At 57.1% G+C, this 26,920-nt stretch carries 27 protein-coding genes and 2 pseudogenes; 2 read left to right on the plus strand and 27 right to left on the minus strand.

Annotation, left to right across the window (positions count from 1 at the left end):
• Window positions 1–17 precede the first annotated feature (17 nt).
• The 9 genes from hrpT to F3I47_RS02885 all read right to left on the minus strand — a co-directional run bounded on the left by hrpT (window position 18) and on the right by F3I47_RS02885 (window position 6,342).
• Entirely contained in the window at window positions 18–203 is a 186-nt protein-coding gene (gene hrpT, locus F3I47_RS02845) for an HrpT family type III secretion system protein (protein WP_058956625.1), read from the minus strand.
• 17 nt (window positions 204–220) lie between these two features.
• The gene (sctC, locus tag F3I47_RS02850; RefSeq protein ID WP_111208908.1) at window positions 221–2,269 is read right to left on the minus strand and encodes a type III secretion system outer membrane ring subunit SctC; all 2,049 of its coding nucleotides are present in this window, start codon (window positions 2,267–2,269) and stop codon (window positions 221–223) included.
• Between the two features lie 24 nt (window positions 2,270–2,293).
• A complete protein-coding gene (locus F3I47_RS02855; protein WP_058956626.1) occupies window positions 2,294–2,521 on the minus strand; it encodes an HrpF protein in 228 nt (75 codons plus the stop codon).
• Between the two features lie 76 nt (window positions 2,522–2,597).
• Window positions 2,598–3,194 carry a type III secretion system stator protein SctL gene (gene sctL / locus F3I47_RS02860; RefSeq protein WP_150030037.1) on the minus strand — a complete coding sequence of 199 codons (597 nt, stop codon included), beginning with the start codon at window positions 3,192–3,194 and terminating at the stop codon, window positions 2,598–2,600.
• Entirely contained in the window at window positions 3,181–3,765 is a 585-nt protein-coding gene (locus F3I47_RS02865; RefSeq protein WP_150030038.1) for a serine kinase, read from the minus strand. The genes sctL and F3I47_RS02865 overlap by 14 nt, the downstream gene beginning before the upstream one ends.
• A 3-nt stretch (window positions 3,766–3,768) precedes the next feature.
• Window positions 3,769–4,533 (minus strand): type III secretion system inner membrane ring lipoprotein SctJ, encoded by a 765-nt coding sequence (gene sctJ / locus F3I47_RS02870; protein WP_111208926.1) that lies wholly within the window; start codon window positions 4,531–4,533, stop codon window positions 3,769–3,771.
• Between the two features lie 5 nt (window positions 4,534–4,538).
• A complete protein-coding gene (locus F3I47_RS02875) occupies window positions 4,539–4,907 on the minus strand; it encodes an EscI/YscI/HrpB family type III secretion system inner rod protein (protein ID WP_058956630.1) in 369 nt (122 codons plus the stop codon).
• A gap of 62 nt (window positions 4,908–4,969) precedes the next feature.
• On the minus strand, window positions 4,970–5,209 hold the full coding sequence (locus F3I47_RS02880) for a hypothetical protein (RefSeq protein WP_058956631.1): 240 nt from the start codon (window positions 5,207–5,209) through the stop codon (window positions 4,970–4,972).
• Window positions 5,210–5,349: 140 nt separating this feature from the next.
• Window positions 5,350–6,342: a sigma 54-interacting transcriptional regulator gene (locus tag F3I47_RS02885; RefSeq protein ID WP_058956649.1), complete on the minus strand. Its 993-nt coding sequence runs from the start codon at window positions 6,340–6,342 to the stop codon at window positions 5,350–5,352.
• Between the two features lie 463 nt (window positions 6,343–6,805).
• On the opposite strand from F3I47_RS02885, the gene F3I47_RS02890 reads away from it, so the two are divergent.
• Entirely contained in the window at window positions 6,806–7,474 is a 669-nt protein-coding gene (locus tag F3I47_RS02890) for a hypothetical protein (protein WP_150030039.1), read from the plus strand.
• A gap of 15 nt (window positions 7,475–7,489) precedes the next feature.
• On the plus strand, window positions 7,490–8,548 hold the full coding sequence (locus F3I47_RS02895; protein ID WP_058956634.1) for a hypothetical protein: 1,059 nt from the start codon (window positions 7,490–7,492) through the stop codon (window positions 8,546–8,548).
• Window positions 8,549–8,734: 186 nt separating this feature from the next.
• Here F3I47_RS02895 and F3I47_RS02900 read toward each other — a convergent pair whose 3' ends face one another.
• The 18 genes and pseudogenes from F3I47_RS02900 to F3I47_RS02985 all read right to left on the minus strand — a co-directional run.
• Complete coding sequence (locus F3I47_RS02900; RefSeq protein WP_150030040.1) at window positions 8,735–10,576, minus strand: hypothetical protein; 1,842 nt, start codon at window positions 10,574–10,576, stop codon at window positions 8,735–8,737.
• 191 nt (window positions 10,577–10,767) lie between these two features.
• A complete protein-coding gene (locus tag F3I47_RS02905; RefSeq protein ID WP_058956636.1) occupies window positions 10,768–11,676 on the minus strand; it encodes a LysR family transcriptional regulator in 909 nt (302 codons plus the stop codon).
• 170 nt (window positions 11,677–11,846) lie between these two features.
• Complete coding sequence (locus F3I47_RS02910; RefSeq protein ID WP_150030041.1) at window positions 11,847–12,668, minus strand: M55 family metallopeptidase; 822 nt, start codon at window positions 12,666–12,668, stop codon at window positions 11,847–11,849.
• On the minus strand, window positions 12,665–13,708 hold the full coding sequence (locus F3I47_RS02915; RefSeq protein WP_150030042.1) for a P1 family peptidase: 1,044 nt from the start codon (window positions 13,706–13,708) through the stop codon (window positions 12,665–12,667). The genes F3I47_RS02910 and F3I47_RS02915 overlap by 4 nt, the downstream gene beginning before the upstream one ends.
• A gap of 2 nt (window positions 13,709–13,710) precedes the next feature.
• On the minus strand, window positions 13,711–14,595 hold the full coding sequence (locus F3I47_RS02920) for an ABC transporter permease subunit (protein ID WP_046101680.1): 885 nt from the start codon (window positions 14,593–14,595) through the stop codon (window positions 13,711–13,713).
• Window positions 14,592–15,524 carry an ABC transporter permease gene (locus F3I47_RS02925; RefSeq protein WP_009090709.1) on the minus strand — a complete coding sequence of 311 codons (933 nt, stop codon included), beginning with the start codon at window positions 15,522–15,524 and terminating at the stop codon, window positions 14,592–14,594. Before F3I47_RS02925 ends, F3I47_RS02920 begins: the two co-directional genes overlap by 4 nt.
• 83 nt (window positions 15,525–15,607) lie before the next feature.
• Window positions 15,608–17,149: a glutathione ABC transporter substrate-binding protein gene (locus F3I47_RS02930; protein ID WP_140028409.1), complete on the minus strand. Its 1,542-nt coding sequence runs from the start codon at window positions 17,147–17,149 to the stop codon at window positions 15,608–15,610.
• A 22-nt stretch (window positions 17,150–17,171) separates the two neighbouring features.
• Window positions 17,172–19,037 carry an ABC transporter ATP-binding protein gene (locus F3I47_RS02935; protein WP_150030043.1) on the minus strand — a complete coding sequence of 622 codons (1,866 nt, stop codon included), beginning with the start codon at window positions 19,035–19,037 and terminating at the stop codon, window positions 17,172–17,174.
• Window positions 19,038–19,052: 15 nt separating this feature from the next.
• On the minus strand, window positions 19,053–20,018 hold the full coding sequence (gene dgcA / locus F3I47_RS02940) for an N-acetyl-D-Glu racemase DgcA (RefSeq protein ID WP_150030044.1): 966 nt from the start codon (window positions 20,016–20,018) through the stop codon (window positions 19,053–19,055).
• A 1-nt stretch (window position 20,019) separates the two neighbouring features.
• Window positions 20,020–21,027 (minus strand): N-acetyltransferase DgcN, encoded by a 1,008-nt coding sequence (gene dgcN / locus F3I47_RS02945; protein WP_150030045.1) that lies wholly within the window; start codon window positions 21,025–21,027, stop codon window positions 20,020–20,022.
• Between the two features lie 381 nt (window positions 21,028–21,408).
• Complete coding sequence (locus F3I47_RS02950; RefSeq protein ID WP_150030046.1) at window positions 21,409–21,990, minus strand: hypothetical protein; 582 nt, start codon at window positions 21,988–21,990, stop codon at window positions 21,409–21,411.
• Window positions 21,990–22,952, minus strand: a complete 963-nt coding sequence (locus F3I47_RS02955; protein WP_150030047.1) for a hypothetical protein — start codon at window positions 22,950–22,952, stop codon at window positions 21,990–21,992. Before F3I47_RS02955 ends, F3I47_RS02950 begins: the two co-directional genes overlap by 1 nt.
• Window positions 22,953–23,257: 305 nt before the next feature.
• Window positions 23,258–23,506, minus strand: coding sequence for a hypothetical protein (locus tag F3I47_RS02960; RefSeq protein ID WP_150030048.1), 249 nt, complete (start codon window positions 23,504–23,506; stop codon window positions 23,258–23,260).
• Between the two features lie 292 nt (window positions 23,507–23,798).
• Window positions 23,799–24,062 carry a hypothetical protein gene (locus F3I47_RS02965; RefSeq protein ID WP_150030049.1) on the minus strand — a complete coding sequence of 88 codons (264 nt, stop codon included), beginning with the start codon at window positions 24,060–24,062 and terminating at the stop codon, window positions 23,799–23,801.
• Window positions 24,059–25,180, minus strand: a pseudogene (locus F3I47_RS02970) (RHS repeat domain-containing protein); the annotation flags it as partial. The pseudogene F3I47_RS02970 and the gene F3I47_RS02965, both read right to left, overlap by 4 nt.
• Window positions 25,181–25,437: 257 nt before the next feature.
• Window positions 25,438–25,644 (minus strand): hypothetical protein, encoded by a 207-nt coding sequence (locus F3I47_RS02980; protein ID WP_111209045.1) that lies wholly within the window; start codon window positions 25,642–25,644, stop codon window positions 25,438–25,440.
• Between the two features lie 2 nt (window positions 25,645–25,646).
• A complete protein-coding gene (locus F3I47_RS22420) occupies window positions 25,647–26,036 on the minus strand; it encodes a hypothetical protein (protein ID WP_223813777.1) in 390 nt (129 codons plus the stop codon).
• A 42-nt stretch (window positions 26,037–26,078) separates the two neighbouring features.
• Window positions 26,079–26,909 (minus strand): annotated as a pseudogene (locus F3I47_RS02985) (RHS repeat domain-containing protein); the annotation flags it as partial.
• Window positions 26,910–26,920: the final 11 nt, after the last annotated feature.

Genomic DNA, 26,920 nt, shown 5'->3' on the forward strand with positions numbered 1-26,920 from the left:
GAGACTACCGAATGCGGTCAGTTATCTACGGCTATCCGCGTAAAGTCATCCGGACCATTACGCAGTTGGGGTTGCCACCAGATGGTGAGGGTGTGCAGATCGGATGAGGGGCGGCAGCTCACCTCGTTGCACCCGGCCTGTGGCCGTGCGCAGGCACTCAGCATCAGTGCGGCGGCGGCCAGCCCGATTGTTCTCAGTAACATGCTTTTTCCTTATCAGCTCAGAAGACGTTTTTGGCGGGTGCGCCGCCTGATGCAGAGAGCAGCGAAGCGCGCGACGGGCGGGCCGGCGCATGGCTGTCAAACGCCACAAACACCTCTGCCGATTCACCCGGCCGCAATTCCCCGCGTGGCCAGACCCCTACCGCCAGTGTGCGGTCACTGCGGCACACACTCTCATCAAACCGCTGCGTCTGACGCGTGTTATTGGTGATCACCCCGACGGTTATCTGTACGCTGCTGTTGCCATACCACTGATGGCGGCGGAAATCGCTGCCGAACGCCCCCGGAATACGACAGAGTGAGGAGAGCGTCTGGCCTGTGCCGCCGCTGGTCATCCCCGTCGGCACACGGTTCAGTGCCAGGTCGCGCATCGCCCCTTCGACCATCCCTTTGATGTCGGTATATTTATGACGGTTGCTCACTTCATCCATTGCATTATTCAACTGTTCGCGCGACTCGGCGGCGATATAGCGGGAGGGGTCGACCTGATCGCCAATCAGATGCGGCGTGATGATAAACAGCCGCTCACGCTGAGAGGTTTCATAGCGTGTTGAGGTAAAGAGTTTGCCGATCAGCGGAATACTGCCGAGAATCGGGATACGTCGCTCGCGATCGCCGGTTTCTTTAGAATGGAATCCCCCCAGCACCAGCGAACGTCGTGCCTCCACCAGCGCCTGGGTACTGACCGCGGCATTGTGGGTTCCCTGGGCATCGCCCTCGTCATCTTTATCGAGCTTGCCATCTTCCACATCCACAATGAGCTGGATGGCCGATTTCTGTGAGGTGCTGATCGCGCGTGGCGTCACCCGCAGGCTGGTTCCGGCGGTGACAGACTGAATATCAGCCACCCGCTCGCCAATGGCGCGAATAAAGGCGGTATCGCTGAAATCAATCACGGCCGGCTGATTCTCCAGCGTGAGGATGGTGGGATTAGCGATGATTGATGCCGTCCCTTCCCCCTCCATCGCTTCGATGCTGGCAAAAAAGCGCTGGAAATCGGTAACAAACAGGGTGCTGGCACCGGAGAGCATATTGGCACCGCTGACGACGCTGCCAAACTGACCGGCCAGGTTGCTGGAGAAGCGCTTCAGCGCGCTGCGATCAATATCGACGATCACCGCATCAATTTCGATCAGCTTCTGCGGCACATCGATGGCGCTGATTAATGACTGATAGGCTCCCCGGGTTTTCGGATCGTCACGGACCAGCAGCAGGTTGTTACGGACATCCGCCGAGACTTTCCCCGCCAGCCTGCTGGCAGACGCTTTCTTACGTCCGGAGACCGGGATATTGCGATTAATCAGCTCATTGAGCACGCTTTGCGACTGTTCACGCGAAACCTGTTCATCCTCTCCCTGCCCCGATGCCTGGCTGCCGGAAGAGGCGTTGCCGGCGTGCCCCAGCAGCTCATTCAGGATAGTTGCCACCCCCGGCACCCGCAGTTCCTGATCGCGATAGCGGATGGTGCGATCCGCCACGGCTGCGTACCGCAGCGGAAATGCCATCATATCTTTGTTGCCCTCGGCTTCAGGTTTACTCTCCGACTTACGGGCAAATTCCGTTATCTGACGCACATACTCCGGCGGCCCGGTGACCAGAACCACGCCCTCATCGGGCAGCTCACCCCAGCCGAAGCGGGGCTCCAGCAGGCCGACCCCGCGCAGCGCCTCTTTCAGATCGGGTGCCGCTTCCGGCGAAATCTCAATACGCTGGGAGGTCTGGGCAGCCTGTGGGCTGACGTAGAGCGTGCTGTTGTAAACAAACCACTGAAAGCGATACTCAAGCGCCAGACGATTGAGGAACGCCTCCGGGCTTTCTGCGCGCAGTTTACCCGTGACATTGCTGTCGGGCAGCGTGCCCAGATTGACCTCGACACCAAAGCTGCTGGCAAAGTCGTCAAGAATAATGTTAAGCGGGGTGTTGTCTGCCGAGTAGGCATAGGCACCGCTCTTCCATTCATCCGGCACCCGGGCGCAGGCGTGGCCCACACTCAGTACCAGCAGGGTAATGACCGCCAGCAGGCGGCCCGGAAAAGAAAAGGTAAACACGCCTGACTCCTTGCTGACAGGGGCTCAGTTAACAGCGTCGATAATCGCTTTACGGATGCCAAACTTGAACTGGGTATATTGCGAACTCGCCCAGCTGGCGTTGGACATATCCTGCAGGCGATTCTGGAAAGCATACATATCCGCAATGCTGAACGATTCGCCCGAGATATCGCGGGCAAACTGATAGGCTTCATGATGTTTGCGGTGGGAGTTGGAAGAAAGCTGACGCTGGAACAGATCGTTTGAACTCATGATGGTGACTCCTCTTGTTAGGCACCCCTGTTAAGTGGCGCAGCACGCAAAGCAGTTCCACAGATTTTTTGTTTTTTTATGTGCTCTCCTCTGCCAGCGCGGGTGCGAGCTGCTGATGCAGCGTCCGCCAGTCCACGACCAGCTCACCGGTGTCGGTTATCAGCCGCAAACGATCGGGCTCAAGCGCCGGGTCGGCGTACAGCGTCCAGCGCAGCGACGGCTGCGTGGCCAGCCAGTCGGCAATCTGCTGCACCTGCCCGCTGGCGCAATAGAGCGTAGCCTGCTGCTGACGCGGAGAGTGATGCAACAGCTGTCTGATCAACACCTGAAACCGGCGCTCATCGTCCACCTCATCAAGCAGTTGCTGCAGCGCCTCGTTAACGACCTTGCCGGCCAGTACCACCAGCTGTGCCTCTTCGGCGGTGCGCTGATGCTGCCAGTCAGTGAGGAGCGCCTGCGCCTGCTGCCAGAACAGGGCTTCCCATTCACGCTGGCTGGCCTCTTTTTCAGCCTGCGCTTCGGCACGGGCCTGTTCACGGATCGCCTGCGCCTGCTGGTGCGCCTGGCGGATAATGGCGGTCGCTTCCAGCCCAAGCGCAAGCGCCTCGCGGCGCAGCAGCGTACCTGACGGCGGGCTGCCCTCCGGCAGGGAAAGGCTTTTAAGTTTCCACATTGCGCATCGCTCCCGAAGGATGTTGCACCTGCCAGAGCGCCACTTCCCATAAGGGGCGCAGGCGGTGATCGGGCAGTGAAAGTGCCGGGCTTACCGGCGCTTCCTCTGCCGGAAAAAGCAGCCGCAGACGCGGCCAGATTGTCGGGAATAACGCCTGCAGCAGGCAGAGGCTGTCGGCACTGCCGCCGGTGGTGAAAAGCCCGGCAGGCAGCCAGCATGCAACGCGCATCCCCTTCGCCAGACGCCGCAGCCAGATCTTCAGCTCAGCGGAGAGTGGCATGGCCCCGCCGCAAATTTCAGCGACCAGAATGAGGAGTTGCGCGCGCTGCTGAGGGGGCAAATCGCTGATGGCCAGCACCATCGGCTCGGGTGCGGCCAGCTCCCCTGAGATACCCAGCGTATGTTGCCAGCACGAGGCGTGCTGACGCAGAAACTGCCTCTGCACAGGGACAGATAAACGGGCCAGCGGTGGCAGACACCAGCTTTCATCCGCCTGCAGCCAGCATTCCGTGTGCCACCAGCGCAGCCAGCGCAGAGCCAGTTCTTCATCGGGTGCAGCGTTATGCATCATGCCTCACTTCGCCTGAGCAGCCAGGCGCTTACGGCTCAGAGCCTGACGAATGAAGGCATTGGCCACCAGTAACAGCAGCAGCACCCCAAAGCATGTTGTAACTACCTTCACCATCCCGTATCGTTCCGGGGTAAGCTGAAACGGCCCCAGCTGCACTATTTCAGGCTTATCCTGCCAGGCTTTCGCTGGCACAAAAACGATCGCCAGGTCGCGATCGTCGCGGCCGACCAGCCCCGGAATACTGGTCGCCACCAGCCGCCGAATACGCGGTTCGATACTGTCCGGATCGAGATTTTCATGATATTTGATAAATACCGACGCGGACGCGGGCTGAACCGGCTCGCCAGGGGCGATACGCTCCGGCAGGACAACGTGCACGCGCGCCACCACGACGCCATCGATCTGTGACAGGGTTGCCTCGACCTCCTGCGACAGCGCATAGATATAGCGGGCGCGCTCCTCCAGCGGGCTGGAGATGACCCCACTTTTCTGAAACACCGCGCCGAGATTGGTTCGCGCCTGATGCGGCAGCCCGGCGGCATTCAGGATATTGACCGCCCGCTCGATATCGCCGCGCGCGACGCTCACGCTTACCCCCTCTTTAGAAACCTGTTTTTCCGCCTCTATCTTAAAGCGGCTCAGTTCTGCCACGACATCATTGGCATCGTTTTCCGAGAGTCCACTGTGCAGCTGCGTCTGGTCGCCACAGCCGGTCAGCAGCAGCGCCAGACACAGGGCGCAGAGGCATTTCATTACAGAGCCATTCATAGGATTCACTGCAGATTGCTGATTTTGTCGACTGACTGAACGGTTTTGGCGATCACTTTGGCGTTCATCAGGCTCTCGATGTAGTAATCAGAGAGTTGCGCATTGGCGCGGGAAAAATCTTCCGCACTGGAAGATCGCGACGCGACTCTGAGATCGTGAAAGGCCTCTTTTTGCGCACGCTGGTTGCCGCTCAGCGATTGCAGGATATTGCCCACCACGCCGGGTTCCGAAGCGGTCCCACTGCGACCGTCAGGTGCCGGGCCATTCAGCTGTGCGTTAAACCATTGAATATCCCCCTCCGACGGCGGCTCGCTGTACATCTCAACTGAGGGAACCGGTTCGGAGGTGAGTGAAGAAGATTGAGAGACTTTCATCCGTAGCACTCCTGTGGCATGAAAGAGCAGGGAGACAGGAACTGGCCCCCTGCCGGAGCGGATTAGTACTGAATTTTGACCTGGGCAGCCGCAGAGGCAGCCTGCGCATTACTTTCGGCGATGCCGTTAATGCGCTGGAACTCTACATCACGATCCATTTTATCGGCCTGATTTTCCTGCATTTTGTCCATCGCCTGCTGCGACCGGACCATATATTTCGCACCGCTGTAGGCTCCGGCAACCTGCGTGTAAGCAGACGCTGCGTTGGTGATGCCGTTAGAAAGTAAGCTCGCACCTGACATAATAATTCCTCGCGTTGATGATGAGTTGTCGTTGGGTGTTGCCTTCATTAAGTAAAAAAGGAAGCGACCCGGTTCCATCGCAAAGAAAATATTTCTGCCGGTAAGGCGTCTGGCCCACCCCGGGTGAGGCGGGCGACTGGTCAGGCGATAAGTTTCAACAGCTTCAGGCGGTGATAGAGGGTACGTCTGGGGATACCTAATTCAAGAATGACATCGTCGATACGATGATCGTGGCGGTTCAGGCAGTCGTGGATCAGGCTGCGCTCAATGCGCCGCATTCTCTCCTTGAGTAATCCACCCCCTTCCTGCCTGATCTCACTGCACAGCGGCGGCAGGCCCAGCACAAAGCGTTCAGCCGCCGCTTTCAGCTCGCGGATATTTCCCGGCCAGCTATGCAGCAGCAGGGTTTCATCAAGCGCAGGCGACGCTGGCGGCAGTGGCTGATTGAGGCGCAGCGCCGCCTCCTGGGTGAACTGGCGAAACATCGGCAGAATCAGCTCCGGTCGTGATCGAACGGTTGGCGTGGCAATTTTAATCGTGTCGAGGCGAAAGAAGAGATCCCGGCGAAAACGCCCCTGCGCTACCAGCTGCGCCAGCGGAATCTGCGAGGCGACAACGATGCGCAGATCCAGTCCGATACTTTTAGTGCTGCCCAGGCGCTCCACCGCGCGGTTTTCCAGGACGCGTAGCAGCTTGGCCTGCATCGTCAGCGGCATACTGTCAATTTCATCCAGAAACAGCACGCCGTGATTGGCACTCTCTATATATCCCGCCCGGGAACTGCTCGCGCCGGTATACGCCCCGGCCATGACGCCAAACAGCTCGCTTTCGGCCAGCGTTTCCGGAATGGCTGCACAGTTGACCGGCACCATCGGGCCGCGACAGCCGGACAGCTTATAGAGCCGCTGGGCCAGCGCATCTTTCCCGGTGCCCGTTTCTCCCTCAATTAAGACATCGATGTTCAATGGCGCAATCGTATTCAGAATCTTATACAGATGGGTATGGATATCGGTTACGGGTTCGGCATCTCCCGTCACTACAGAGGGACGGGAATCAACCTGACGTAAAACGCTATCCGCCCTCTCCTCATCAACAGTCGCCTGGCCTGACTGTGTCCTGTAAAGACGAACCATACATTCTCCGTTAGCTTCACTTAAGCGCGTCTTACAGAAGACACGCGGATAATTCAGCACGTTTGGAAATTCCGGAAGCAGAGCCTGATGTAAAGAATTACAAATTTACCGCGGCTTCACTCTCACTCAATCTGTCCAGGCCCGCTATCAGTCCAGGATTATTGTTTTGTAGGGATTGACGTGCAGCCGGTAAGGATTACCTTACAGGATTTAATAAAAAATCTTATTAAACATGAAGATATGATTTTCCTGAAGGCGCCTCTGCGTGTTGAGAATCTGAACCCGTATCACAAAGAGAATATTCAGCCTGGAACCAGCCCGGAACAATCGCCACTCACAGTGCGAGGTAGCATCAGCCTGAAAAGTAAAATTGTGCAATCGGCAGAAAATAGGATTGCAAAATATTACGGCTTCAGCGGCTGCCCATTTCATCACTGACTGACTAATACTGAGGAGTAACATCATGAAAATTCCAGGATTTGGTGGGGGTGCGGCAAATGCGAACAGAGTCGATCTGCCGTCGGCCACAATGCCCGGCAAAGCGGGAGGCACTCCGGCAGGTAAAGCTGATTTACCCGATCAGCCGGGTAAATCATCGTTATCTTTTCTTGATAATGCGAAAACCAACCCCCTCTCGTTTGCCAGTAACGCCTTTGGCGGCCTGAGCACGCTGGCTTCGCTGACCGGTTCAGGCGGCAGCCAGAACAACAGCCCGTCAAAAGGGGCCAGCTCGCCTGACGCTCTGGGCGGCGGTGGCTTACTGCAGCAGATTATGATGCTGACCGGTCTGCAACAGCTGCTGGGCGGGGGAAACAAAGCGCAGCAGCCGGCGGAAGCGACGACCCCGGCGCCGTCACAGGGCGCGAACAGTAGCAGCAATCCGCTTGAGCAGCTGATGCAGATGCTTCAGCAGTTGCTCCAGCAGATGATGGGGGCTGATAAAGGTAAAGGCGCAGAGAGCGGAGAATCCGGCGGTAATGCCCCACAGGCACCGGGTCAGGGCGCAACGGATAATGGAGGCCAGGGTGGCATGATGCAGAACCTGCTGTCGCTGTTGGGGCTCTCTTCATTGTTGCAGGGGCTGCTGGGCGGTGGCGAGGGGCAATCTTCCGGGAAAAATACGCAAAGCTGATGCAGGGGAAACTCTATGGTGATGAATATACCTGGCGCAGGCGGCATCACGCCTGCGTTTTCACCCGGCAGGCAACTGCCGGGTAATCTGCCCTTGCCCGCTTTCCAGTCCGGCGCTTCGCTGGCGGGTGCGGGGCGTGATCTTCCCGTCTCCTGGGCCAGTGCAGGCGGAACCCCGCTCGCGGGGCTGACCGATCCGACCTGCCAGCTGGATCAGCTGTTATCCCAGCTGGGTTCAGGGGCGCTGGTCGATCCGGCTGCCGCTGATGAAGGCGCGCTACCCACGGCGTTATTTGTCAGCGAAACAGCCGGTGAAGACGTTCCGCAGGCAGCGGGCGATGGCGTGCGGAGCAGTGAGAAGGACACCCGCGTCAGGCCGACAGAGGAGAACCTGACGGGCCGCCCGCCGGGGGATAACCGCAGCGCCGAACAGATCATTGATGAGAATCCGGTGCTGAAAAACCTCGGCAATCAGAAAGATATCAAGCGCGAGCAGCTTAAGGAGCGCTTCGGCGACTGGACGGATGCCAATAAGGATCCGAAAAGTCGTGCTGATGCAGCCTATAACATGGCCTGCGTGCTGAACAGCATCAAAGGTCTTAACGCCCGCGACGGCAGCGAGCGAAAGGAGATCTCAGCGAACGACAAGATTGAGGGCATCACCAGGGATGGCGACGCCCGCCACGGTACCGAGGCGGGTGTACTGAAGGATATCGCCGAGCAGGGGCTGAAGATGCTGCCGGAGAATAAACAGCTGCCACAGACGAACGATACGCATGTGCGTCCGGATGGAACCAATAAAGATAACTTCCAGTGGGGGATGGGTGAGTTTGGCAAGATATTGTCGAACATCCCCATCCTGAAATCTGTTGCTGCGCCTTTCTTTAACAATATTGGTGAGGCGCGCAACGTGGGTGAAGTCTTTACCGGCGGCCTGAAAGGACTCGCCGAAGGCGGACTGAGTGCAGCACGAGGGCCGGTTGGCTGGGGCATTACGGCAGCCACCGATACCGTGCAGATTGCGATGGAGAATGCCGGCGGAAAAGGAAAGAACGAACCGCCACCGTTTGCCTGATCTCTGACAGCTGACGTTTGTCCCTGTAGCCGATACAGGGACTTTTTTTTGCTCAGGCCGGTAGCGTGGTCGCCATAACGCGCGCTTCCGGGGGGGGACAGGGCAGATGCGGGTTACGGCGGACGTGTGAGGCCGCACAATTCAGGCATAAAAAAGCCGCATCGCTGCGGCTTTCAGACGGGGGTATCAGGAAGGTTTTTTCGGTTCAGCGGCTTCTGCCGGAGCGGCCGGTTCTGCCGGACCTGCGGCTGGCCCGGCGGCGTCTGATGAGGCAGACAACGAGGTTAAGGCGTCTGACAGCGGGATCATCTCTTCGATACGCTCCTCCATGCTGGCTGTTTCTATGTTCAGCAACGCATCAAGGGCTGCCTTATCAGCCTCGGTATGCTCTTTCGGATCTGTCTTTATCGCTTCCGTCGAGGGGAACTCTTTCCACCAGGCATGAGTATCGCCCGTCTCGTGCATCTGTTGTGAGCGTGCTGGCGGGTTGTTTCTCAGCTCGCCGGAATAGCCCGACTGCACACTGCCGCTGTCCGACACCTCTGCTTCTGACGGCGTTGCAGTTCCGGTTCTTTCACCTGGCGCTGGCGTTCCGGCCGGAGATGCCGCCCTGGCATCCGCGTCTGAGGCTGGCATTGATTCATGCAGGCTCGCTCCGGCGCTGCCATCTGGCGCAGGCGAACCTTCAGGTGTTCCTGCGCCCGAAGCGGTATGGGCGTCACCGTCCGTGGTGTCAGTGACGGCAGATGATGAAGAGCCTGTATTGCCTTCGTCATTCAGACCCAGTTTGTTTTTCACCGCTTTTTTCAGCTCATCATAGGCAATGGCGGCCGCCCCCTGTGAAAAATAGGCTGCCGCCGCCACCGGGATATAGGCCCCCTGACCTGCAAGTTCACGCACGGCGCGGTTAGCCGGATTTTTCATGACCTCCTCAATACTGCCCAGCCCTTTGGCCATAGACGATGCCATAGCCTCACTCGCGCCTCTTTTCGACATATTTGCCAGTCCCAGCCCGCCGCCCAACGCGAAGCCTTCGACCAGCTGAGAGAGCGCGACAAGATTCCGCACGGCACTGCCCCAGGTTTTTGGCGTCTTCGCATTGTTCATCAGAGCATCAAAACGGCCACCTTGCGCGCTATGCCCCTGCCCGCTGGCTAAGGCGTTATAACGTTCCTGCCAGTCAGTGCGGCCAAATAAGTACTCCGCATTATTCAGGCGGTCGAAACGGTTCTGCGCAACCCCACTTGCCGCCCCGGCACCGTAGGTTAAGGCCATACTGGCCATCTGACTGCCAAGATAAGCCGGTTTACCTGCACTCTTCAGGATACTCATGGGTTGCGCACCTGGCGCGTTTTCTGCGAGTGTCTGTGTACCCGCGGAGATCGCTGCGTTAATCGGGTTGCGCAGGTTATACCCTGTCCCTCCCAGCGCCGCCTGCTGTGTCTTATGCCCCAGCGTGTCGTGCCTTTTCATTACCTCCTGCATAAAGGGTTCGAGGTAATTTTCGTCAGCCTGCATCCACTTACCCTCTTTAAGGCTGTTATCGACAAGTTTAGAGACAACCGCCTTGAAGGCGACCGCCGTCAGTCCAGCGGTGAGACCTGTCACAAAATCGTGTGCTTTGGTGCCCGGCTCCAGATTGAGCTGATGTGCCAGCAACTTACCCGCCAGGTCACCGGGCACGCCGGAAAGTCCGTAAGCCAGCCCTATCGCAGACTCGGCGAGTGCCGATGTTCGTCTGTCACTGTCGCGGGCGTGTTTAAGCACATCGCTGACATTATCTGCAGTCTGCCCCATTTCATCATGTAGCGTGACAGCGACCCGCTGCATGTGTTCGTGCACGCCGTCGGCACTACTGGATTCATTTTTCAGGACCTGCTCAATACGCGCAATCTCCTGTAGCCGGTTTGCCGCGGCGGCATCAACGCCCGCCGCTGCGCCGGTCGACGCCGTCGTACGTGACCGCAGGGCGATCTCCTCATGTCCGGATGCAGGTGTGCGCCCGTGACTTCTGATTCCATCCATCATTCTCACTCCGCAAGGTTGTGCCGGTTACCAGCAACCGGTCAGTTGATGACTTGCGAAGTGAGTGACTCACCCCGCAACGTGAGAGTTGAGTGCGGCAGGCGCGAGTCCGGTTTCATACCTGAGCGACATTCTTAAGGTTTTGTGATGCACGTCATAAAACGCCCTGTCGGGACGCGGGAATGCGCGACGTCTCAGCCAGCAATAAACTGCGTTTCACACTGCCGGGCAATCTCCCACAGTCGGTTGCGAATCACCTGCTTGAGCTGCAGCGTGGACTGCGACTGAGGCAGGTCGCGACGGCTGATCAGCATCACTTCAAACGGCAGGGGCTGGGCCACGGGCAGCAATTTCAGCTGGTCGGCATAGCGGCAGGCGGTGAAGAGATCCACGACGCCCACGCCGCCGCCCGCCAGCACCATATCCGCGATGACCGAGTAGGTTTTGATCGATAACGACACGGCGGGATTCAGTTTTTTATCGCGCAGCGCACGATGGAGCACGCGCCCTAAAGGGTCCTGGGCCTGCATCATCAGCAGATTGTTGTCGCATAACCACGCCAGCGTAACGGGGTCAGCCTGGGGATGATGACGTGGCAGCAGCGCCACCATGGAGGAGTGAAACAGGGGTTCAGCCAGCAGAGCCGCGTCGACCTGCTGACCGAAAACCAGGGCAAAATCGAGCTGATTCTCCAGGATCATCTGGCATAAGGTACTGAAGTGCTCGGTGACCAGTTCAACGCTGACAGAGGCCATCTGCTGTCGCCAGGTCACCAGGGCGGGAGCCATCACCATCTGACCAAATGCGTGAGCCGCCCCGACGCGCACTAACTGCCCTTCGCCGCGCCGCAGCTGTTCGGCGAGCTGAGTAATGGATTGCAGGCGCTGACAGAGTTCGTCGATTTCCGGCAGCAGGCGCCGCCCCTCTGCTGTCACGCTCATCCCCTGAATACGGCGTTCAAACAGCGCAAACCCCAGCTGCTGCTCAGCGTGATTCAGCACCCGGCTGATGTTCGGCTGCGACACATTCAGCAGGCGCGCCGCTGCGCTGATGCTGCCGGTCTGAACGATGGCCTGAAAGACCTCTATATGGCGGAGCCGCATAATTTTTACCCTGGATGGAATAGCGAATAAAGGCGCCTCCGCCAGGTGGCCTGATCAGGTCCGGGCGGAGGAGAGGCGAATCGTCTCCTCATGCAAAAACTGTACCGCATAGCCAGAGAGGAGGCAGTTACCCGCCTCACAGACAGGGTTACATCTACGGGGTAATGTCGCTACGACTGGGTCGTCGCCAGATAAGAGAAAGCACTGAGCAGGCTGATTAACGTCGCCATTTTCTCCGCCCGATAGCCGACGGTCACACCATCAAGACGCGTGACGCCGGGGATCAGGCAGAACAGATCGGCCAGCACCGGTCTGCTGGCCTGCAGCCGCATCGCGTAGGGTGCCATCAGGCGGGTCGTGCTCACCTGAGGCTGATGCTGCAATGCGGTGCGTGCCGCGGCAGCAATCGCACGCTGCGCGGCGTGAGGGCTGATCGATTCCGCGCAGGTGTGAGAAATGGCGCGTTTGACACAGACGTAATCGACAGTCGGGTAGTGTTCCGCTATCCAGCCCTGCAGCTGATCGTCGCCCGTCACCAGCAGCAGTGGCGTGCCCTGCTCAGCCGCGGCGGCGGCGTAGATATCGGTCTCGCCCATCACCAGACCATTGATATGGATACGCCAGAATGCCCGGCCGTTGATGGTATGCGCCAGCACGCCGGGTTCACCCGCGGCGCTGTGATAGCCCACCAGAAATAAGCCGTCGAACTGCTGCTGTTCAATGCCTTCCACCATCGACAGCCCGCGAGGTTTGCCCTGCACCAGCCGGGCGCGGGAATCGATATTTTCCGCCCGCAGGTTGGTCATCCGGGCATGGCTATCTGCGACCACCACGTCCGTGGCGCCGCCCGCGAAAGCGCCCTCAATCGCAGCATTGACTTCCTGCTCCATCAGCCCCCGGGCCAGCTGGTACTCCGGGTTGCCTGGGGTACACTGCTCCGGGCACATGACGCCCGCAATGCCTTCGATATCGGCAGAGATAAAAATTTTCATGAGGTTAACCTGTCCAGTATCTGAGTCAGTGAGGGCCGATGATGACCCCGAAAGCCGGTCACGGCCTCCGCGCTCAACAGGGCGTCCAGTACAGCCTGTTCGGTGGCATCGGCCGCGGCGGCAAGCAGCGGCTCCAGCCGCTCCTCCTGTGGCGGTTGCGGCAGCGGTTGCGTTGAAAACGCCACCGCAATATCGCCCGAGCCGTGGCCCCAGTGGCTGCCCAGCCGTCCCAGGCCGGCACCGGCGCGCTTCGTGAGGCGCTTTAACTGTCGCGCCTCCAGCGGCGCATCCGTTGCCATGATGATGATGACAGAACCGGCATCGCGCTGCGGCGTGTGGCCTGGCAGCAGCGGCGCAATCATCTCACCGGCCCGCACGCCATCGAGCGTCAGGGCCTCCAGTGCGCCAAAATTGGCCAGCACCAGCACGCCAAGCGTGGCGCTGAGCGAGGGGATCAGCCGCGAGGCGGTGCCGATCCCCCCTTTCAGGCTGAAACAGCTCATGCCGCGTCCGGCCCCGACGCTGCCGCGTGCGAAGTCGGCTGAGGCGGTCTGCAGGGCCGTCTGCGCCATCGCCTCGCTGACAGCCAGTGCCTGAATATCGTTGAGCCAGCCATCGTTACACTCCAGCGCCAGAGGATTGACCGTCGGCAGCGTTCGCCCCAGCTCCGGGTTGCGACGGATGGCATCCCGTACCAGCGTGGTAAACAGCGTGCCGACCGCCAGCGTGTTGCTGAGCAGAATCGGCGTCTGCAGCACGCCAAGCTCCTCGATCTGAACCAGCCCGACCGGTTTGGCAAACCCGTTCAGAACCTCTGCCCCGCACGGCAGCGGCGTCAGAAACAGATTGTCGCCGGGCGGCACGATAGCGGTGACGCCTGTCTGAATCTCGCCTGCATTCAGCGTAGAGTGGCCGACCCGCACGCCCGTCACATCGCTGATGCGATTAGTGGCTCCGCAGGCGCTGCGCGGCTGACCCAGCTGACGCGTCTCACGCCAGCGCTCCAGCAGCAGCGTGCGCTGCACATGTTGAAAATCCATCGTCAGCCCTTGAGTTTGGGATCGAGGGTGTCGCGCAGCGCATCCCCAAGCAGGTTAAAGGCCAGCACGGTCAGAAAGATCGCCAGCCCCGGAAAGACGCTCATATGCCAGGCCCCGGCCATCATCATGCTGCGGCTCATCGCCAGAATATTGCCCCATTCCGGCACGTCAGGTTCCGGGCCCAGTCCGATAAAGCTCAGGCCCGCCGCCGTAAGAATACTGGTGCCAATGCGCATGGTGAAATAGACAATCACGCTGGAGAGCGTGCCGGGCAGAATATGCCGCAGAATAATCACCCGGTCTGGCGCACCGGCGCAGCGCACCGCCTCAACATACGCCGCCTGTCGCAGTGAAAGCGTCGAAGCACGCACAATGCGGGCAAAGACCGGTACGCTGAACACCGCGACCGCGATGATGACATTGTTCAGGCCCGTTCCCAGCAGCGCCACCACCGCAATCGCCAGCAGCATGCCGGGAAAGGCGAACAGCACGTCGGCGCCGCGCATAATCAGCATATCGATCCAGCGACCATAGTAGCCGGCCAGTAACCCCAGAATCACCCCGGCGATCATGCCCAGCGTGACTGACAGCACCCCGACATAGAGCGAGATGCGGGCGCCGTAAATAATCCGGCTCAGCAGGTCACGCCCCAGTTCGTCGGTCCCCATCCAGTGGGCGGCCGTAGGCGGCGACGATAACGCCATCCAGTCCGGTGCCATCGGGTCCCAGGGGGCCAGCCAGGGCGCAAAGAGAGCGACCACGATCAGCAGCAGCACAAATCCGCCCGACACCAGCGCCAGGGGATTACGCACAAAGGCGTGCAGGAAATCGCGCCAGGGTGAACGAATGATCTGTGGCGGGTTTTCAGTCAGTGATGACGAACTCATCTCGGCTCCTGTCGCAGACGAATGGCCGGATTGACGACTGCATAGAGCAGATCGACCAGCAGGTTAATCACGATAAATTCAAACACGAACAGCATCACCAGCGCCTGAATGACCGGCTGATCCTGCGCCTTGATCGACTCAATCAGTAACCAGCCCAGACCAGGCCAGTTGAAGACGCTCTCCACGACGATAGAGCCCCCCAGCAGAAAACCGAACTGCAGGCCCAGCATGGTGATCACCGGGATGAGCGCGTTGCGCATCACATGTTTCCACGTCACCAGCCGTTTTCGCAGCCCTTTCGCTTTTGCGGTGCGCACGTAATCTTCCTGCGCCACTTCAAGAAAGGCCGAACGGGTAAAGCGCGCCATCACGGCCGCCACCGACGACCCCAGGGTGATGGCAGGCAGGACAATATCGCTGGCCCTGTTAAAGCCGCTGACTGAAAAGAGCCCAAACGGCATCGCGACGAACTGGATCAGCAGCAACCCCAGCCAGAAGGCGGGCATGGAGATGCCGCCGACGGCCACGCTCATCAATGTCCAGTCCTGCCATTTCCCCCGTTTCAGCGCCGCCAGAACGCCGAAGAGCAGGCCGAGGATCACGGACCAGGTAAACCCTGCGAGGGCGAGCCACAGTGTCGGCATGAATCCCTGCGCGATCACCTGCCGCACCGGTTGCTGCGTGCGGTAGGTGATGCCGAGATCGCCCTGCAGCAGGCTGCCGACCCAGTGGAGATACTGCTGCGGCAGCGGATCGTTCAGTCCGAGATGCTGACGTGCCGCCTCTACCGCCTCGATGGGCGCATCCGGTCCGGCATAGATGCGCGCCGGATCGCCCGGCAGCAGCTTGATAAAACCGAAAACCAGCAGTGAGACCACCAGCAAAACCGGGATCATCTCGAGCAATCGGCGAAGGATGTATGCAAACATGCGATTCCCTGAAACAGAGGTGCGACGGGCCTTTCCACGCCCTTCTCCCGCATGGGGTCAGGGGCGTGGAGGAAGAAATCGTCTTATTTAAAGGACGCCTGAGTGAAGATAAAATTGCCATCAGGCAGCATTGAAACGCCGCTCAGGTTGCTGCGCTTACCCACCAGGTTGTCTGGCGTGCCAAGAAAGGCTACCGGTGCCGCTTTCCATAACGCCGTCTGGGCCTGCGCATAGGCGATGCCACGCTTCGCCGCATCGGCCGTCACCAGCCCGGCGGCGATCGCTTTGTCCACTTCCGGGTTGCTGAAGTAAGAGACATTATAGGAGGTCGGCACCCAGGACTCGGTAGCAAACAGCGGGCGCAGTGCCCAGTCCGCATCGCCGGTAGAGGTCGACCAGCCGCCATAATAGAGGTCAAACTCCGCCATTTTCGGATCCTTTACGCCCCACAATTTTGCATTGCGCGTTCCCGAATCCATCGGGGTAACCGTGGCACGGATACCCACCGCGGCCAGCTGTGCCTTCAGCACCTGACCGGCTCGCACGGCGGCCGTGGCATTGGTGACCCAGAGCTTGAGATCCAGCCCCTGCGGATAGCCTGCCGCTTTCAGCAGGGCTTTGGCCTTATCGGGTGCATAGTGATAATCGGGATCCGTTTGTTTCTGATAGAACTGCACCCCTTCCGGCATAGCCGAGGTGGCCGGTTTGCCCAGACCGGCAAAGGCCACTTTCAGCCACAGATTACGGTCAATCGCATAGTTGATGGCCTGACGCACGCGAACATCCGCCAGCGGCTTGTGCTGCGTGTTCATCGCCATGTAATAGAGATAGATGCTCGGGTCGCGCTGCACCGTCAGATGGCTGTCCTGCTGCACCGCCGCAATGAGGTCGGACGGCAGTGGCCAGATGGCATCCACCTGCCCCGATTTTAAAGCCGCAACGCGTGTCGCATCTTCCGGGCTTGGCGAGAAGATCACCTGGTCGACTTTCGGCCACCCCGCCTGCCAGTAACCCGCATACTTCGCCATCGTCACGGCTTTGCCCGGTTTCCAGTCGACAAATTTAAACGGACCGGTTCCTACCGGATGCAGCCGGAGCTGGGCTTCGTCCGGGTATTGCTTCAGGATCGCCGGGCTCCACATCACCGCCGAGGGGTGCGCCAGCGTGTTAATAAAAGCCCCGAACGACTGATTCAGGTCGATTCTGACCTGGTCGGGTGCCAGCACCGTCACCCTGTCGATCATTTTGTAGAGGCTGTTGCGCTTCAGCCCTTTTTTCTGGTCAGCCAGACGATCGAGGTTGGCTTTGACGGCTTCCGCGTCAAAAGGGGTGCCATCCTGGAAGGTGACGCCCTTGCGCAGCGTCAGGGTAAATTCGGTCGCGCTCTCATTGGCGGTATAACCGGTCGCCAGCCAGGGTTGCAGCTTCATCTGCGGATCAAACTGGAACAGGCGTTCAAAGATACCGCTCTGTACGGAGTAGCTGATGTTATCCGAGGTGTCGTGCGGGTCCAGCCCCGTGATATCGGCATACATGGAGATACGCAGATCCTGCGCCTGCGCAGCAGAGACCAGCATCGTCGTCAGGGCGAAGGCGAGTGAGGTACGGCGAAAAATGGGTTTCATGAAATCTCCTGGTCGTTGAGGATTATCGCAATGCAATGCCGTCAGCGACCCAGTGCTGAGGCGCAACCTGTCGATAACGGGGCTTAGTGACCGTTTCGCCCACCTTACGTAACGGCGAAGGGATCTCGCTGTCATCGACAAGGCGGGGCTGACGGTTCTCAGGATCGGCTACCGGCACGGAGGCCAGCAGACGCTGGGTATAGGGGTGCTGCGGGTGATTAAATACCGACTGGCGCGGTCCCAGCTCCACAATCTGGCCGAGGTACATCACCGCCACGCGATTCGCAATGCGCTCTACCACCGCCATATCGTGAGAGATAAAGATCCACGCCACGCCGGTCTGCTGCTGGAGGTCCATCATCAGATTGACCACCTGCGCCTGAATCGAGACGTCGAGGGCTGAGACCGCCTCGTCGGCGATAATGACTTTCGGCTTCAGTGCCATGGCGCGGGCGATGGCAATCCGCTGACGCTGCCCGCCCGAAAATTCGTGCGGATAGCGACGCGCATGCTCCGGCAGCAGGCCGACGCTCTTCAGTAACGCATCGATCTGCGGCGAAGCCTCCTCCAGTGATTTCACGATGCCGTGCAGGAGCAACGGCTCGGCGATGGTGAAGCCCACGGTCAGGCGGGGATTCAGTGAGGCGTAGGGATCCTGAAAGACCATCTGAATTTCACGGCGGAGCGGCTGGAATGCCGCCTCTTTCAGGTCAGAGATCTCTCTTCCCTCAAAATGAATGCTTTCGGCCTCACTGCTGATGAGCCGCATCAGTGCGCGTCCGGTGGTCGATTTGCCGCAGCCGCTTTCACCCACGATGGCCAGGGTTTCACCAGGCCACAGAGTGAAATCAATCTGCTCGACCGCATGCACATGGTGCGTCAGGCTCGATAAGATGCCGCTGCGGATCGGGTAGTAGACTTTTAACCCGCGCACATCGAGCAGCGGCGCCACGTCGTAGCGCGCGGTCTGCTGTTCGCTATGCACCGCGTCGCGGGCACCCGGCAGAGGAAAACGTTGCGGCCAGTTGTGCTCCCGCATATCACCCAGTCTGGGCACGGCCGCCAGTAATGCTCTGGTATAAGCGTGCTGCGGAGCGGCAAAAATCTCAGAGACGGTGCCCTGCTCGATGACTTCGCCGCGCAGCATCACCACCACCCGATCGGCGATTTCTGCCACCACGCCCATATCATGAGTGATAAACAGCACCGCCATCTGTTTCTCGCGTTGCAGTTCCCGCAGGATATGCAGAATACGCGCCTGCACGGTGACATCCAGCGCGGTGGTCGGCTCGTCGGCGATCAGGAGCTGCGGGTCACAGGCCAGCGCCTGCGCAATCATGACACGCTGCCGCATGCCGCCGGACAGCGAGTGCGGATAGCTTTTCATGACGCGATCCACATCGGCGATACGCACCTGTCGCAGCAGTTCACGCACGCGCGCCTGCGCCTCTTTTCTGCTGCACTGCTGGTGATCGCGTAACGCTTCGGTCAGCTGATCATCAATGCGCAGCACCGGATTCAGCGAGGTCATGGGCTCCTGAAAGATCATCGCCATTTCACGGCCCCGTAACGCGCGACGCTGATTCTCATCCAGTGTTTCCAGCGCATGCACGTTTCCATTGCGATCGCGAAACTGCATGCTGCCGCGATCGACACGGCCGCCGTTTGCCAGTAAGCCCATCATCGCCAGCGACGTGACAGATTTACCGGAGCCGCTTTCTCCTACCACGGCGACAATCTCACCCGGATTGATGGCAAAACTGATCCCCCTGAGAGCCTGATTCTCACCGCTGCGTCCCCGAAACGAGACGCTGAGATCCTGAATCGCCAGCACGGGAGAGGCAGAGGCTGTGCGCGCTGCAGAAGAGGTAAGTCGTGTGTCCGTCATCGTCGCCTCGCAAAGTTATAGCCAGATGCGGCCCTGGGAGTAGCTCAAAAAAGGAGAACTGTCGGCGGCCAGCCAGATGGGGCCATCCAGGTCGATGAACTCCGCATTGACCGCGACGGGTAAGGCGGCCTCCATCGCCAGTGACGAACCCAGCATGCAGCCAACCATAATGCGCATATTCCGCGCCCGGGCCGCCTCCACCATCGCCAGCGCTTCGGTCAGGCCCCCGCACTTATCGAGTTTGATGTTGACCATCTCGTAACGATCGCGCAGTTCCGCAATATCCGCCCGCGTATGACAACTCTCATCGGCACAGACCGGGATGGGATGCTTAAAGCGTTGCAGGTCATGATCCTGTCCGGCGGGCAGCGGTTGCTCCACCATCGCGATGCTGTAGGCCTTCAGTGCCACCAGCAGGCTCTCCAGGTCCAGCCCCGACCAGGCTTCATTGGCATCGATAATGAGCGTGGCGCGCGGTGCCGCCGCACGGATCGCGGCCACCTTTTCCAGAACCGCATCGCGGTCGAGCTTAATTTTGAGCAGGATGGCCCCGCGTGAGACGGCCTCTGCCGCCGCGAGCGCCATATTTTCCTGCGTGTCGAGGCTGAGGGTTTCGGCCGTTACCACCGACGGTGGCTGCGAACACCGGCTCTTCTGCCACAGCGTCTGATGCGTCCGTGCGGCGTCGAGTCGCCATAGTGCACAGTCCAGCACGTTGCGCGCAGCGCCTGCGGGTAAGCGCTGTTGCAGATCGTCATGGCTCAGGCCCGCCTCCACGTCAGCACGCACGGCTTCAAGCATTGCCTGCACGCTTTCGGGCGTCTCACCGTAGCGGGCCGTCGGAGTGCATTCGCCCTGCCCGATGAACCCGTTTTGCTGCAGGGTGACCCGGATGACCGTCACGACGGTCCGGGTTCCACGAGAGATGGCAAAGGGGCGCGCCAGCGGCAATGCCACCACATCGATCTGCAATGTTCTCATTTCAGCCACGCTCCTGAAGCAGCGCGGCGATCCCGTCGATACCAAAACGCACAGGATCGGTTGCCGGCAGGCCAAACTCAGCGGTGATTTCAGCGCAATACGCGAGCGCCTCTTCTTCGCTGTAATTTGAGGTGTTAATCGCAAAGCCTGCGAGCTGTACCGACTCACTGGTCACCTGCGCGGCGCGCAGATTGGCTTCAACGCACTCCTTCAGGCTGACCATCGGCTGGTGGGGCAAATGACGCATATGCGGGCGTCCCATTTCATGACACATGACCAGCCAGTGCGGTTGCGCACCGTGCATCAGCCCCATACTCACGCCCGCATAAGAGGGATGGAACAGTGAGCCCTGCCCTTCGACGATGTCCCAGTGGTCCGCGTCATTCGCGGGTGACAGCGCTTCAGCAGCGCCGGCAATAAAATCCGCGATGACCGCATCCACAGCAATGCCCTCACCCGCGACCAGAATGCCGGTCTGGCCCGTAGCGCGAAAATCAGCTTTCATGCCGCGCGCACGCATCGCTGCCTCCAGCGCCAGGGAGGTGTACATCTTGCCCACTGAGCAGTCCGTACCGACGGTCAGGATGCGCTTACCTGAACGCTTCTTACCGCTGCCAACATTAAGCGCCGGACGCATATGGCGCAGGTCAAACAGCGCAACGTCCGATGCCTGCGCAAGCGCGACCAGTTCCGGTTCGTCCACCAGACGGTGGTGCAGACCACTGGCCACATTCATGCCTGCTTTGATGGCACTTTTAATGGTTTCCAGCCAGTGCGCAGGCAGATAGCCCCCTGCGTTGGCGGTACCCAGCACCAGCGTTTTTGCGCCACGCGCTTTGGCACCGGGAATATCCAGTTCATCCAGACCCAGACTGACCGTACAGCCCGGCAGTTTGATTTCGCCAACGCACTGCTCCGGCCGCCAGATATGAATACCGCGCGCCGTTTTTGCCGCAAGGGGATCGGTCACATCGCCAAGAAAGAGTAAATAGGGTTGTGGAATTAGCATGTTGTCTCTCGTTTCAGCCAAAAGATCAGGTTCTGAAACCACTATTTCATGCGGTCTGAAAGGTGACGAATGCTTGTTTAGCAGGAGGGTATAACGGCAGGTTATAGTCAGAGGTAATTGCGATGATACGGGGATTTTTCCGGCGGAAGTGAGCGTCAGAGGGACTTAAACCGGGAGGGGGTCATAGGAAAAAGATCGTGTCGGGGGCAGGAGGAAGGAAATGCCGCTACGATGACAAAGTTGCTCTGTATATCTCCGGGCTCTTCTTTACATCAATACTCACCGGCGGCAGCCTGCGCCCGGTTTTTGCTTTTAGTCTGAGAGAAAAAAGAGGGTCGCGGAACGGCTGTTCCGCGATAACAGAACACGGACAGACAGGGGTTATTTCATACGACGCTGCCGGGCGACACTGGCAAGGCGCTGTGTCCGGCAGTAAATGGCAAACAGGATGAAAGCCTGGCCATTGAGTATCCAGCGAGCCCCCCACAAAGCAGCAAGGGCCAGAAGCAGCCACAGGCCGGAGTGGCTACCCGTAACAACGCCGTAGCTTAATAGCAAAACGGTCGATGCAAGCAATATCGCCCAGACGTAAGTCAGTCCTGCCACAGCAGATGTATGGCCTCGCGCGAGCCGATAGCTGGCCGCGAGTAGCGTGCCGATAACGAGGATTGAGGGAACAAAAAAACTCAACGCATGTATCTGCGGAGTAATAGGAGGTAATGCGTGCAGAAACGTCAACAGATTAAAAGCAAATGCAACCAGCAGCAGCATCAGCACTATTGCAATCGGGAAGCCATTTTGCCGTGGGAGCGACTCAGAAGGCTGTTTAAAATAACGTTCAGGCTCGGGAGTGGATCGGGCAAGTATGGAATTATCCTGCCGTGCGATTGCCTGATCTAGTTCGCGTCCCTGTTGCAGAAGTTCAGTGATATGACGTCCAACAAGCCATGATAAAAATTGCATTAAAATACCGCCAAAGATTGAATGGTTCCCACTATATAGCGCCCGGTGCGCGGCACGTTACCGGGAGCAGCAATGATACCACTAACAGCACTGCCAGCCACAGCAGCTGCGCTCGTTACCACTTGCGAAAGTTGTTTAACAAGCTCTCTTTGCACCGGCTCGACAGGGAAACGTTTTGGATAAAGTCCTGCACGGATGGCGGCTTTGAGTTCTCTATTACTTATACCCGGATTTTGAGCACGGATGATTAGTTCAGTAAGGCGCGCCCGGTCCTGCCTTGGATAGTTCCTGAGCCACTCCGTGGCTTTTAAAGAAGAGACCGATTTCATCGCTCGCCATGTTGCCAGAGCTTCTTTTAATGCTCCGCCCACACTGGCAAGTGAAATGAGGTCAAGGGACGTTGAAGTGGCAACGTACCAGTCCTGTGAGTCCAGCCATGCGACGTTTTCACCACCGTTTTCGACGAGATCATAAACCCGGTAAATCCCATTAACACATTGCAATCCCGTAGCGGCAGCGCCGGCATAACCAATGCCAACAAGCACGCTGCTACTCCCGGCAGTGATAGGCGTTGCTGAAGCGCCGATAACCGCCACACCAGCTGTAATAATCATTGCGCCACAGGAAAGCACGGTCGAGGCAATCTCCGCTCCCATTGAGGTCGCGCTAACTGCTTCAGTAAGTGACTTACCCGTATTAGATACGGTTGCCTGTTTAGGCATTTTGGTCACAATCAGATGTGTGACGATGCCACTTTGACCATTGGGATGACGCTTACCAGGTCGAACAAGATAACGCTGTGCGCCATCTGCATAGACAATGCCAGCCTGATAAAACTCCCGGGTACAATCCATTGCTGCACCCAGCGCTTTAAAATCAAAATCAGGTGCCCCATAACCGCTCATTCTCGCGATGTCATAACCCGGTAAGTTATTTTCGGGATTCATTCCTGGTAAGTTCATTTTATCTCCTTATAAGGTCAAAATGGTAAAAGAAAATTTTTAATCAATAGAAATCTGAAATGAAAAATTATTATCTCATCGAGACCACATATCACCATGCAGACAATATAATAACACGCTTATTGTTTTTTTATTACATAAGAAACAGGCATTCCATAGCTCACTTTTGATTCTAAAGACCTAATAGTGGGCTTGCATGTCACCTGAAAAACAACCTTTTGATAAAATAATCCTCAAAACATGGTAATGAAATAGCTACTGCACAGCGAAAGATAAATCAAAAATTACCTGAATCAATTCAAGCATCACTGCCAATCGTTAAATAACTGCTTCCAGATCTCCATTTCCTCATCTTTAGGAAGGCTATAGTCACCCGTGACTTTACGATAATTCATGAAACAAATATCTATGGCCCGTACTAAAACTGTTTTATTCTTACGGCTTCCATCAATGATAGCTTTCATCTCCTCACGATATGCTTCATCTTTAATCATTTTTGGGAAGAATGTTTCAAGAAAATCTAAAACTTCATTGTAGGAAAATAAATCTATCATTCTCCTTCCGGTAAAATATCGATTTTACCGAACTCTATTATTCTACTATCAGCATACATCTGTTGGATATTTCCAACGCCATATTGTGGGTGCGCTTTGGTAAATGGTTCAAGAGGAACGCCCCCTCTATCCCCAAACATTCGTGGATGGCGCACTTTTGGCGCTCCATTCTCATATAATTGTAAGTTATAAAAATCTCTACGCAAGCGAGCATCACTTCAAGAATTGTCTCTAAGATCTAATCTGCTGATAACAAAGGCGGAAGAATCTTTGTGATATCTTCCGCATTTTCTTATGTCATTGTATTTTTCACCACAATTGCATCATTGACGACATTATCTAATAATGATTCCTCTAGTTGAGAGAAATTGGCGTATTGAGACATAGCCCTGCAAGTTGACAGAGCATCAATTATTTCACTTGGTACCTTATTACCGTGCTTTATTATCTCATTATAGCGAACCGTAAAAAAAAGTGCTGATTCTTTTTTACCGTTACCACTTAGCTCCGATATTATTCTTTCGAGTGATTTTATTAAATTATTTAAGCTATTCACCAAGGAACCCTCATAGTTTTAATAACCCATGTTTTGGGAAGATTAGATACCACTGCTTGGTATCCCAACCCAGGATACCCAGCCCCCTGTGCTGCTGCTGGACCTTCACTTAACCATGTTCCTTTTGGAACGTTAAACTCTGATACACTAGTGATATTTACACCCCAATCATGGCGTATCGCCAATTTCTCGCGTAAGATTTGCTCTGACTCATATTTCTCATTCGTTAGCCAAGAGATCTTTCTTCCTGTTCTGTTATCTAAGCCATGATATTTGTAGAAAGTTTCGTCTCCAGTGAGCTGCCTGTTTTTATATAGTCCTTTATCGAAGGTTTCAGCAATTCCTTTAGGAAGCTGTGGGCCCGGTTTTATTTCGGAGCTACATTTACTTAATCCTAAAGGATCCACCCACCCCAACGCATTCGGCGCATACTGGTAAAGGTTGATCCCACCCGCCAGCCCTATCGGGTCATGCTGGGTAAACCGTCTACTGTCCGGATCATAATATCGAAACAGATTGTAGTGCAGTCCGGTTGATTCGGCCCATGCGGTGCCTCCCCCCTAGGGCCATCGCTAAAGCGATGTTCAGATTTGCTGAAGCAAATTAGTCCCGGTTCAGGTACTGGCCCTGCATACGCAGGTTCTGCTGCACGACAGGCATCCGTTGGCTGGACTCGCGCAGCAGTTTGCCCCACGGGCTGTTGATCCCTTCCCAGACTTTTTGCCCTTCACCATCAGTCAGCAGCTCCGGCATCCCGTTGGCCGCATTATGGAACCAGTAAATTTCCGGGCTTTCCACGCCATCGATACGCGCCAGCGGTTCATAACTCTGGCTGTCGCTGTAAACATAGGTCAGCGGAGTGCCGTCGTGGATCTCCTGCAGCAGCCGGTAGCCTTCCCAGACGAAGCGCGTCGTTACGGCGTTCCCCGACGGCCTGCCCTGCAACAGCTGCTGGCTGTTTTACTGATGCGACGTCCCAGCGGATCGTAACGGAAACTCACCTTCGTGCGCGGCTTGTTACGGTCCCGCGGATCACTGATGACCTCCGTCAGGCGATGCTCACTATCGTAGCGATATCGCCAGCGGATACCATTCAGAGCGGTGACCCGTTTGTGCATGCCGCAGCTCAGTCTCGCCGGACAGTGGCTGGCAAAAGTGGGATTTAACACAGGAACGGGCGTCAGCCTGAAAGAGCTGAAGGCTGTCTGGTGCTAATCCCCAACAGCCGCTAAGAGACTTAGCTTCGTCATGAGCATAGACAGCCAGAATAGCACCAGAGGGAGCCAACACCGCCAGCAGTCGCTGGCGGTGTTGGCTCAGGTCGGCGGCTATAAATAGAGCCGGAAGGATAAATAGGATACTTTTCGGGTTTTTATCAGCAAAAATGGAAATATATATCTCTAATCAGTGCACCATCTGCATCCTCAATAGAGTCAACTGCTAACTCATTGAAATCAGATAAAATATCTTTTACTGGTATATCATCTTTTGATAATCGAGAAGAAAAAACCTCTTTTTTTTCCGAAGGCACGTATTTATTAATCAGATATTCCAAATAATTAACTAACTCTTCACGACTCATCATTACTCCGGTAATACACTAACTTTGTCGAAAACAACAGGATAGCCTTTATCAATAGGAAGCAGCTGAACAGCACCACCTTTCCCATATTGAGGATAAGCACTTGTAAATAATTCATACCCCGGCCCATCACCACCATTAGCAAGCGGGACTTTAACCTGCGGGACACCATTTTTATAAAGCTGTAGAGTATCAAACTCACCTAATAACCTAGCATCGCTCCATGATTTCATATTACCTTTTTCATAAAAAATTTGATAAGCATCTCTTGCTTCGCTACCAGATTTATATTTTGTGTAACCAAAATAACTTAATGGTGCTGATTTAGTTGCCATTGTTTTAGCGGCATATGAGTCAGAGCTATTCATATAGCGATATGCAGTGGCTGGCATTGTTGCTTTCGGTCCTTCTGGCCCCACATAAAAATCCGGTCTGCACCGACTCAGCCCCAGCGGGTCAACCCAGTTCAGTGGGTTCGGTGCATAAGCATACTCATTCAGCCCACCCGCCAGCCCTATCGGGTCCTGCTGGGTAAACCGTCCGCTGTCCGGGTCATAGTAACGAAACAGATTGTAGTGCAGTCCGGTTGATTCGGCACCTGCGGTGCCTCACCCCTCTGGGGCCATCGCTGAAGCGATGTTCAAATTTGCTAAAGCAAATTAGTCCCGAGCCAGGTACTGGCCCTGCATACGCAGGTTCTGCTGAACGACAGGCATCCGCTGGCTGGACTCGCGCAGCAGTTTGCCCCACGGGCTGTTGATCCCTTCCCAGGCTTTTTGCCCTTCACTGTCAGACAGCAGCTCCGGCATTCCGTTGGCTGCATTATGGAACCAGTAAATCTCCGGGCTTTCCACACCATCAATACGCGCCAGCGGTTCATAGCTCTGGCTGTCGCTGTAAACGTAGGTCAGCGAAGTGCCGTCGTGGATCTCCTGCAGCAGGCGGTAACCTTCCCACACGAAGCGCGTCGTGACGGCGTTGCCAGAAGGTCTCCCCTGTAACAGCTGCTGGCTGGTTTTACTGATGCGGCGTCCCAGCGGATCGTAACGGAAACTCACCTTCGTGCGCGGCTTGTTACGGTCCCGCGGCTCGCTGATCACTTCCGTCAGGCGATGATCACCATCGTAACGATATCGCCAGCGGGTCTGGCCGTCATCTTTCTCAGTGGTGCGGCCATGGATATCGTACTGCCAGCGGATACCGTTCAGTGCGGTGACACGGTTGTGCACGACATGACCGGCAGTATGGCGATTCAGCGGGTTGCCTTTCTGAAATT

The sequence above is a fragment of the Pantoea sp. M_10 genome (assembly GCF_008631515.1).
Lineage (GTDB): Bacteria > Pseudomonadota > Gammaproteobacteria > Enterobacterales > Enterobacteriaceae > Pantoea > Pantoea anthophila.

Bases quoted from the DNA above. Each gene is read 5' to 3' on its own strand.
- F3I47_RS02855 (WP_058956626.1), bottom strand. From the start codon at position 2,521: ATGAGTTCAAACGATCTGTTCCAGCGTCAGCTTTCTTCCAACTCCCAC.
- F3I47_RS02920 (WP_046101680.1), bottom strand. From the start codon at position 14,595: ATGAGTTCGTCATCACTGACTGAAAACCCGCCACAGATCATTCGTTCA.
- F3I47_RS22420 (WP_223813777.1), bottom strand. From the start codon at position 26,036: ATGCCAGCCACTGCATATCGCTATATGAATAGCTCTGACTCATATGCC.
- hrpT (WP_058956625.1), bottom strand. From the start codon at position 203: ATGTTACTGAGAACAATCGGGCTGGCCGCCGCCGCACTGATGCTGAGT.
- F3I47_RS02925 (WP_009090709.1), bottom strand. From the start codon at position 15,524: ATGTTTGCATACATCCTTCGCCGATTGCTCGAGATGATCCCGGTTTTG.
- F3I47_RS02930 (WP_140028409.1), bottom strand. From the start codon at position 17,149: ATGAAACCCATTTTTCGCCGTACCTCACTCGCCTTCGCCCTGACGACG.
- dgcA (WP_150030044.1), bottom strand. From the start codon at position 20,018: ATGAGAACATTGCAGATCGATGTGGTGGCATTGCCGCTGGCGCGCCCC.
- F3I47_RS02950 (WP_150030046.1), bottom strand. From the start codon at position 21,990: ATGCAATTTTTATCATGGCTTGTTGGACGTCATATCACTGAACTTCTG.
- F3I47_RS02980 (WP_111209045.1), bottom strand. From the start codon at position 25,644: ATGAGTCGTGAAGAGTTAGTTAATTATTTGGAATATCTGATTAATAAA.
- dgcN (WP_150030045.1), bottom strand. From the start codon at position 21,027: ATGCTAATTCCACAACCCTATTTACTCTTTCTTGGCGATGTGACCGAT.
- F3I47_RS02915 (WP_150030042.1), bottom strand. From the start codon at position 13,708: ATGGATTTTCAACATGTGCAGCGCACGCTGCTGCTGGAGCGCTGGCGT.
- F3I47_RS02885 (WP_058956649.1), bottom strand. From the start codon at position 6,342: ATGGTTCGTCTTTACAGGACACAGTCAGGCCAGGCGACTGTTGATGAG.
- F3I47_RS02865 (WP_150030038.1), bottom strand. From the start codon at position 3,765: ATGATGCATAACGCTGCACCCGATGAAGAACTGGCTCTGCGCTGGCTG.
- sctJ (WP_111208926.1), bottom strand. From the start codon at position 4,533: ATGAATGGCTCTGTAATGAAATGCCTCTGCGCCCTGTGTCTGGCGCTG.
- F3I47_RS02875 (WP_058956630.1), bottom strand. From the start codon at position 4,907: ATGAAAGTCTCTCAATCTTCTTCACTCACCTCCGAACCGGTTCCCTCA.
- F3I47_RS02955 (WP_150030047.1), bottom strand. From the start codon at position 22,952: ATGAACTTACCAGGAATGAATCCCGAAAATAACTTACCGGGTTATGAC.
- F3I47_RS02890 (WP_150030039.1), top strand. From the start codon at position 6,806: ATGAAAATTCCAGGATTTGGTGGGGGTGCGGCAAATGCGAACAGAGTC.
- F3I47_RS02960 (WP_150030048.1), bottom strand. From the start codon at position 23,506: ATGATAGATTTATTTTCCTACAATGAAGTTTTAGATTTTCTTGAAACA.
- F3I47_RS02880 (WP_058956631.1), bottom strand. From the start codon at position 5,209: ATGTCAGGTGCGAGCTTACTTTCTAACGGCATCACCAACGCAGCGTCT.
- F3I47_RS02910 (WP_150030041.1), bottom strand. From the start codon at position 12,668: ATGAAAATTTTTATCTCTGCCGATATCGAAGGCATTGCGGGCGTCATG.
- F3I47_RS02900 (WP_150030040.1), bottom strand. From the start codon at position 10,576: ATGATGGATGGAATCAGAAGTCACGGGCGCACACCTGCATCCGGACAT.
- sctL (WP_150030037.1), bottom strand. From the start codon at position 3,194: ATGTGGAAACTTAAAAGCCTTTCCCTGCCGGAGGGCAGCCCGCCGTCA.
- F3I47_RS02905 (WP_058956636.1), bottom strand. From the start codon at position 11,676: ATGCGGCTCCGCCATATAGAGGTCTTTCAGGCCATCGTTCAGACCGGC.
- F3I47_RS02895 (WP_058956634.1), top strand. From the start codon at position 7,490: ATGGTGATGAATATACCTGGCGCAGGCGGCATCACGCCTGCGTTTTCA.
- F3I47_RS02935 (WP_150030043.1), bottom strand. From the start codon at position 19,037: ATGACGGACACACGACTTACCTCTTCTGCAGCGCGCACAGCCTCTGCC.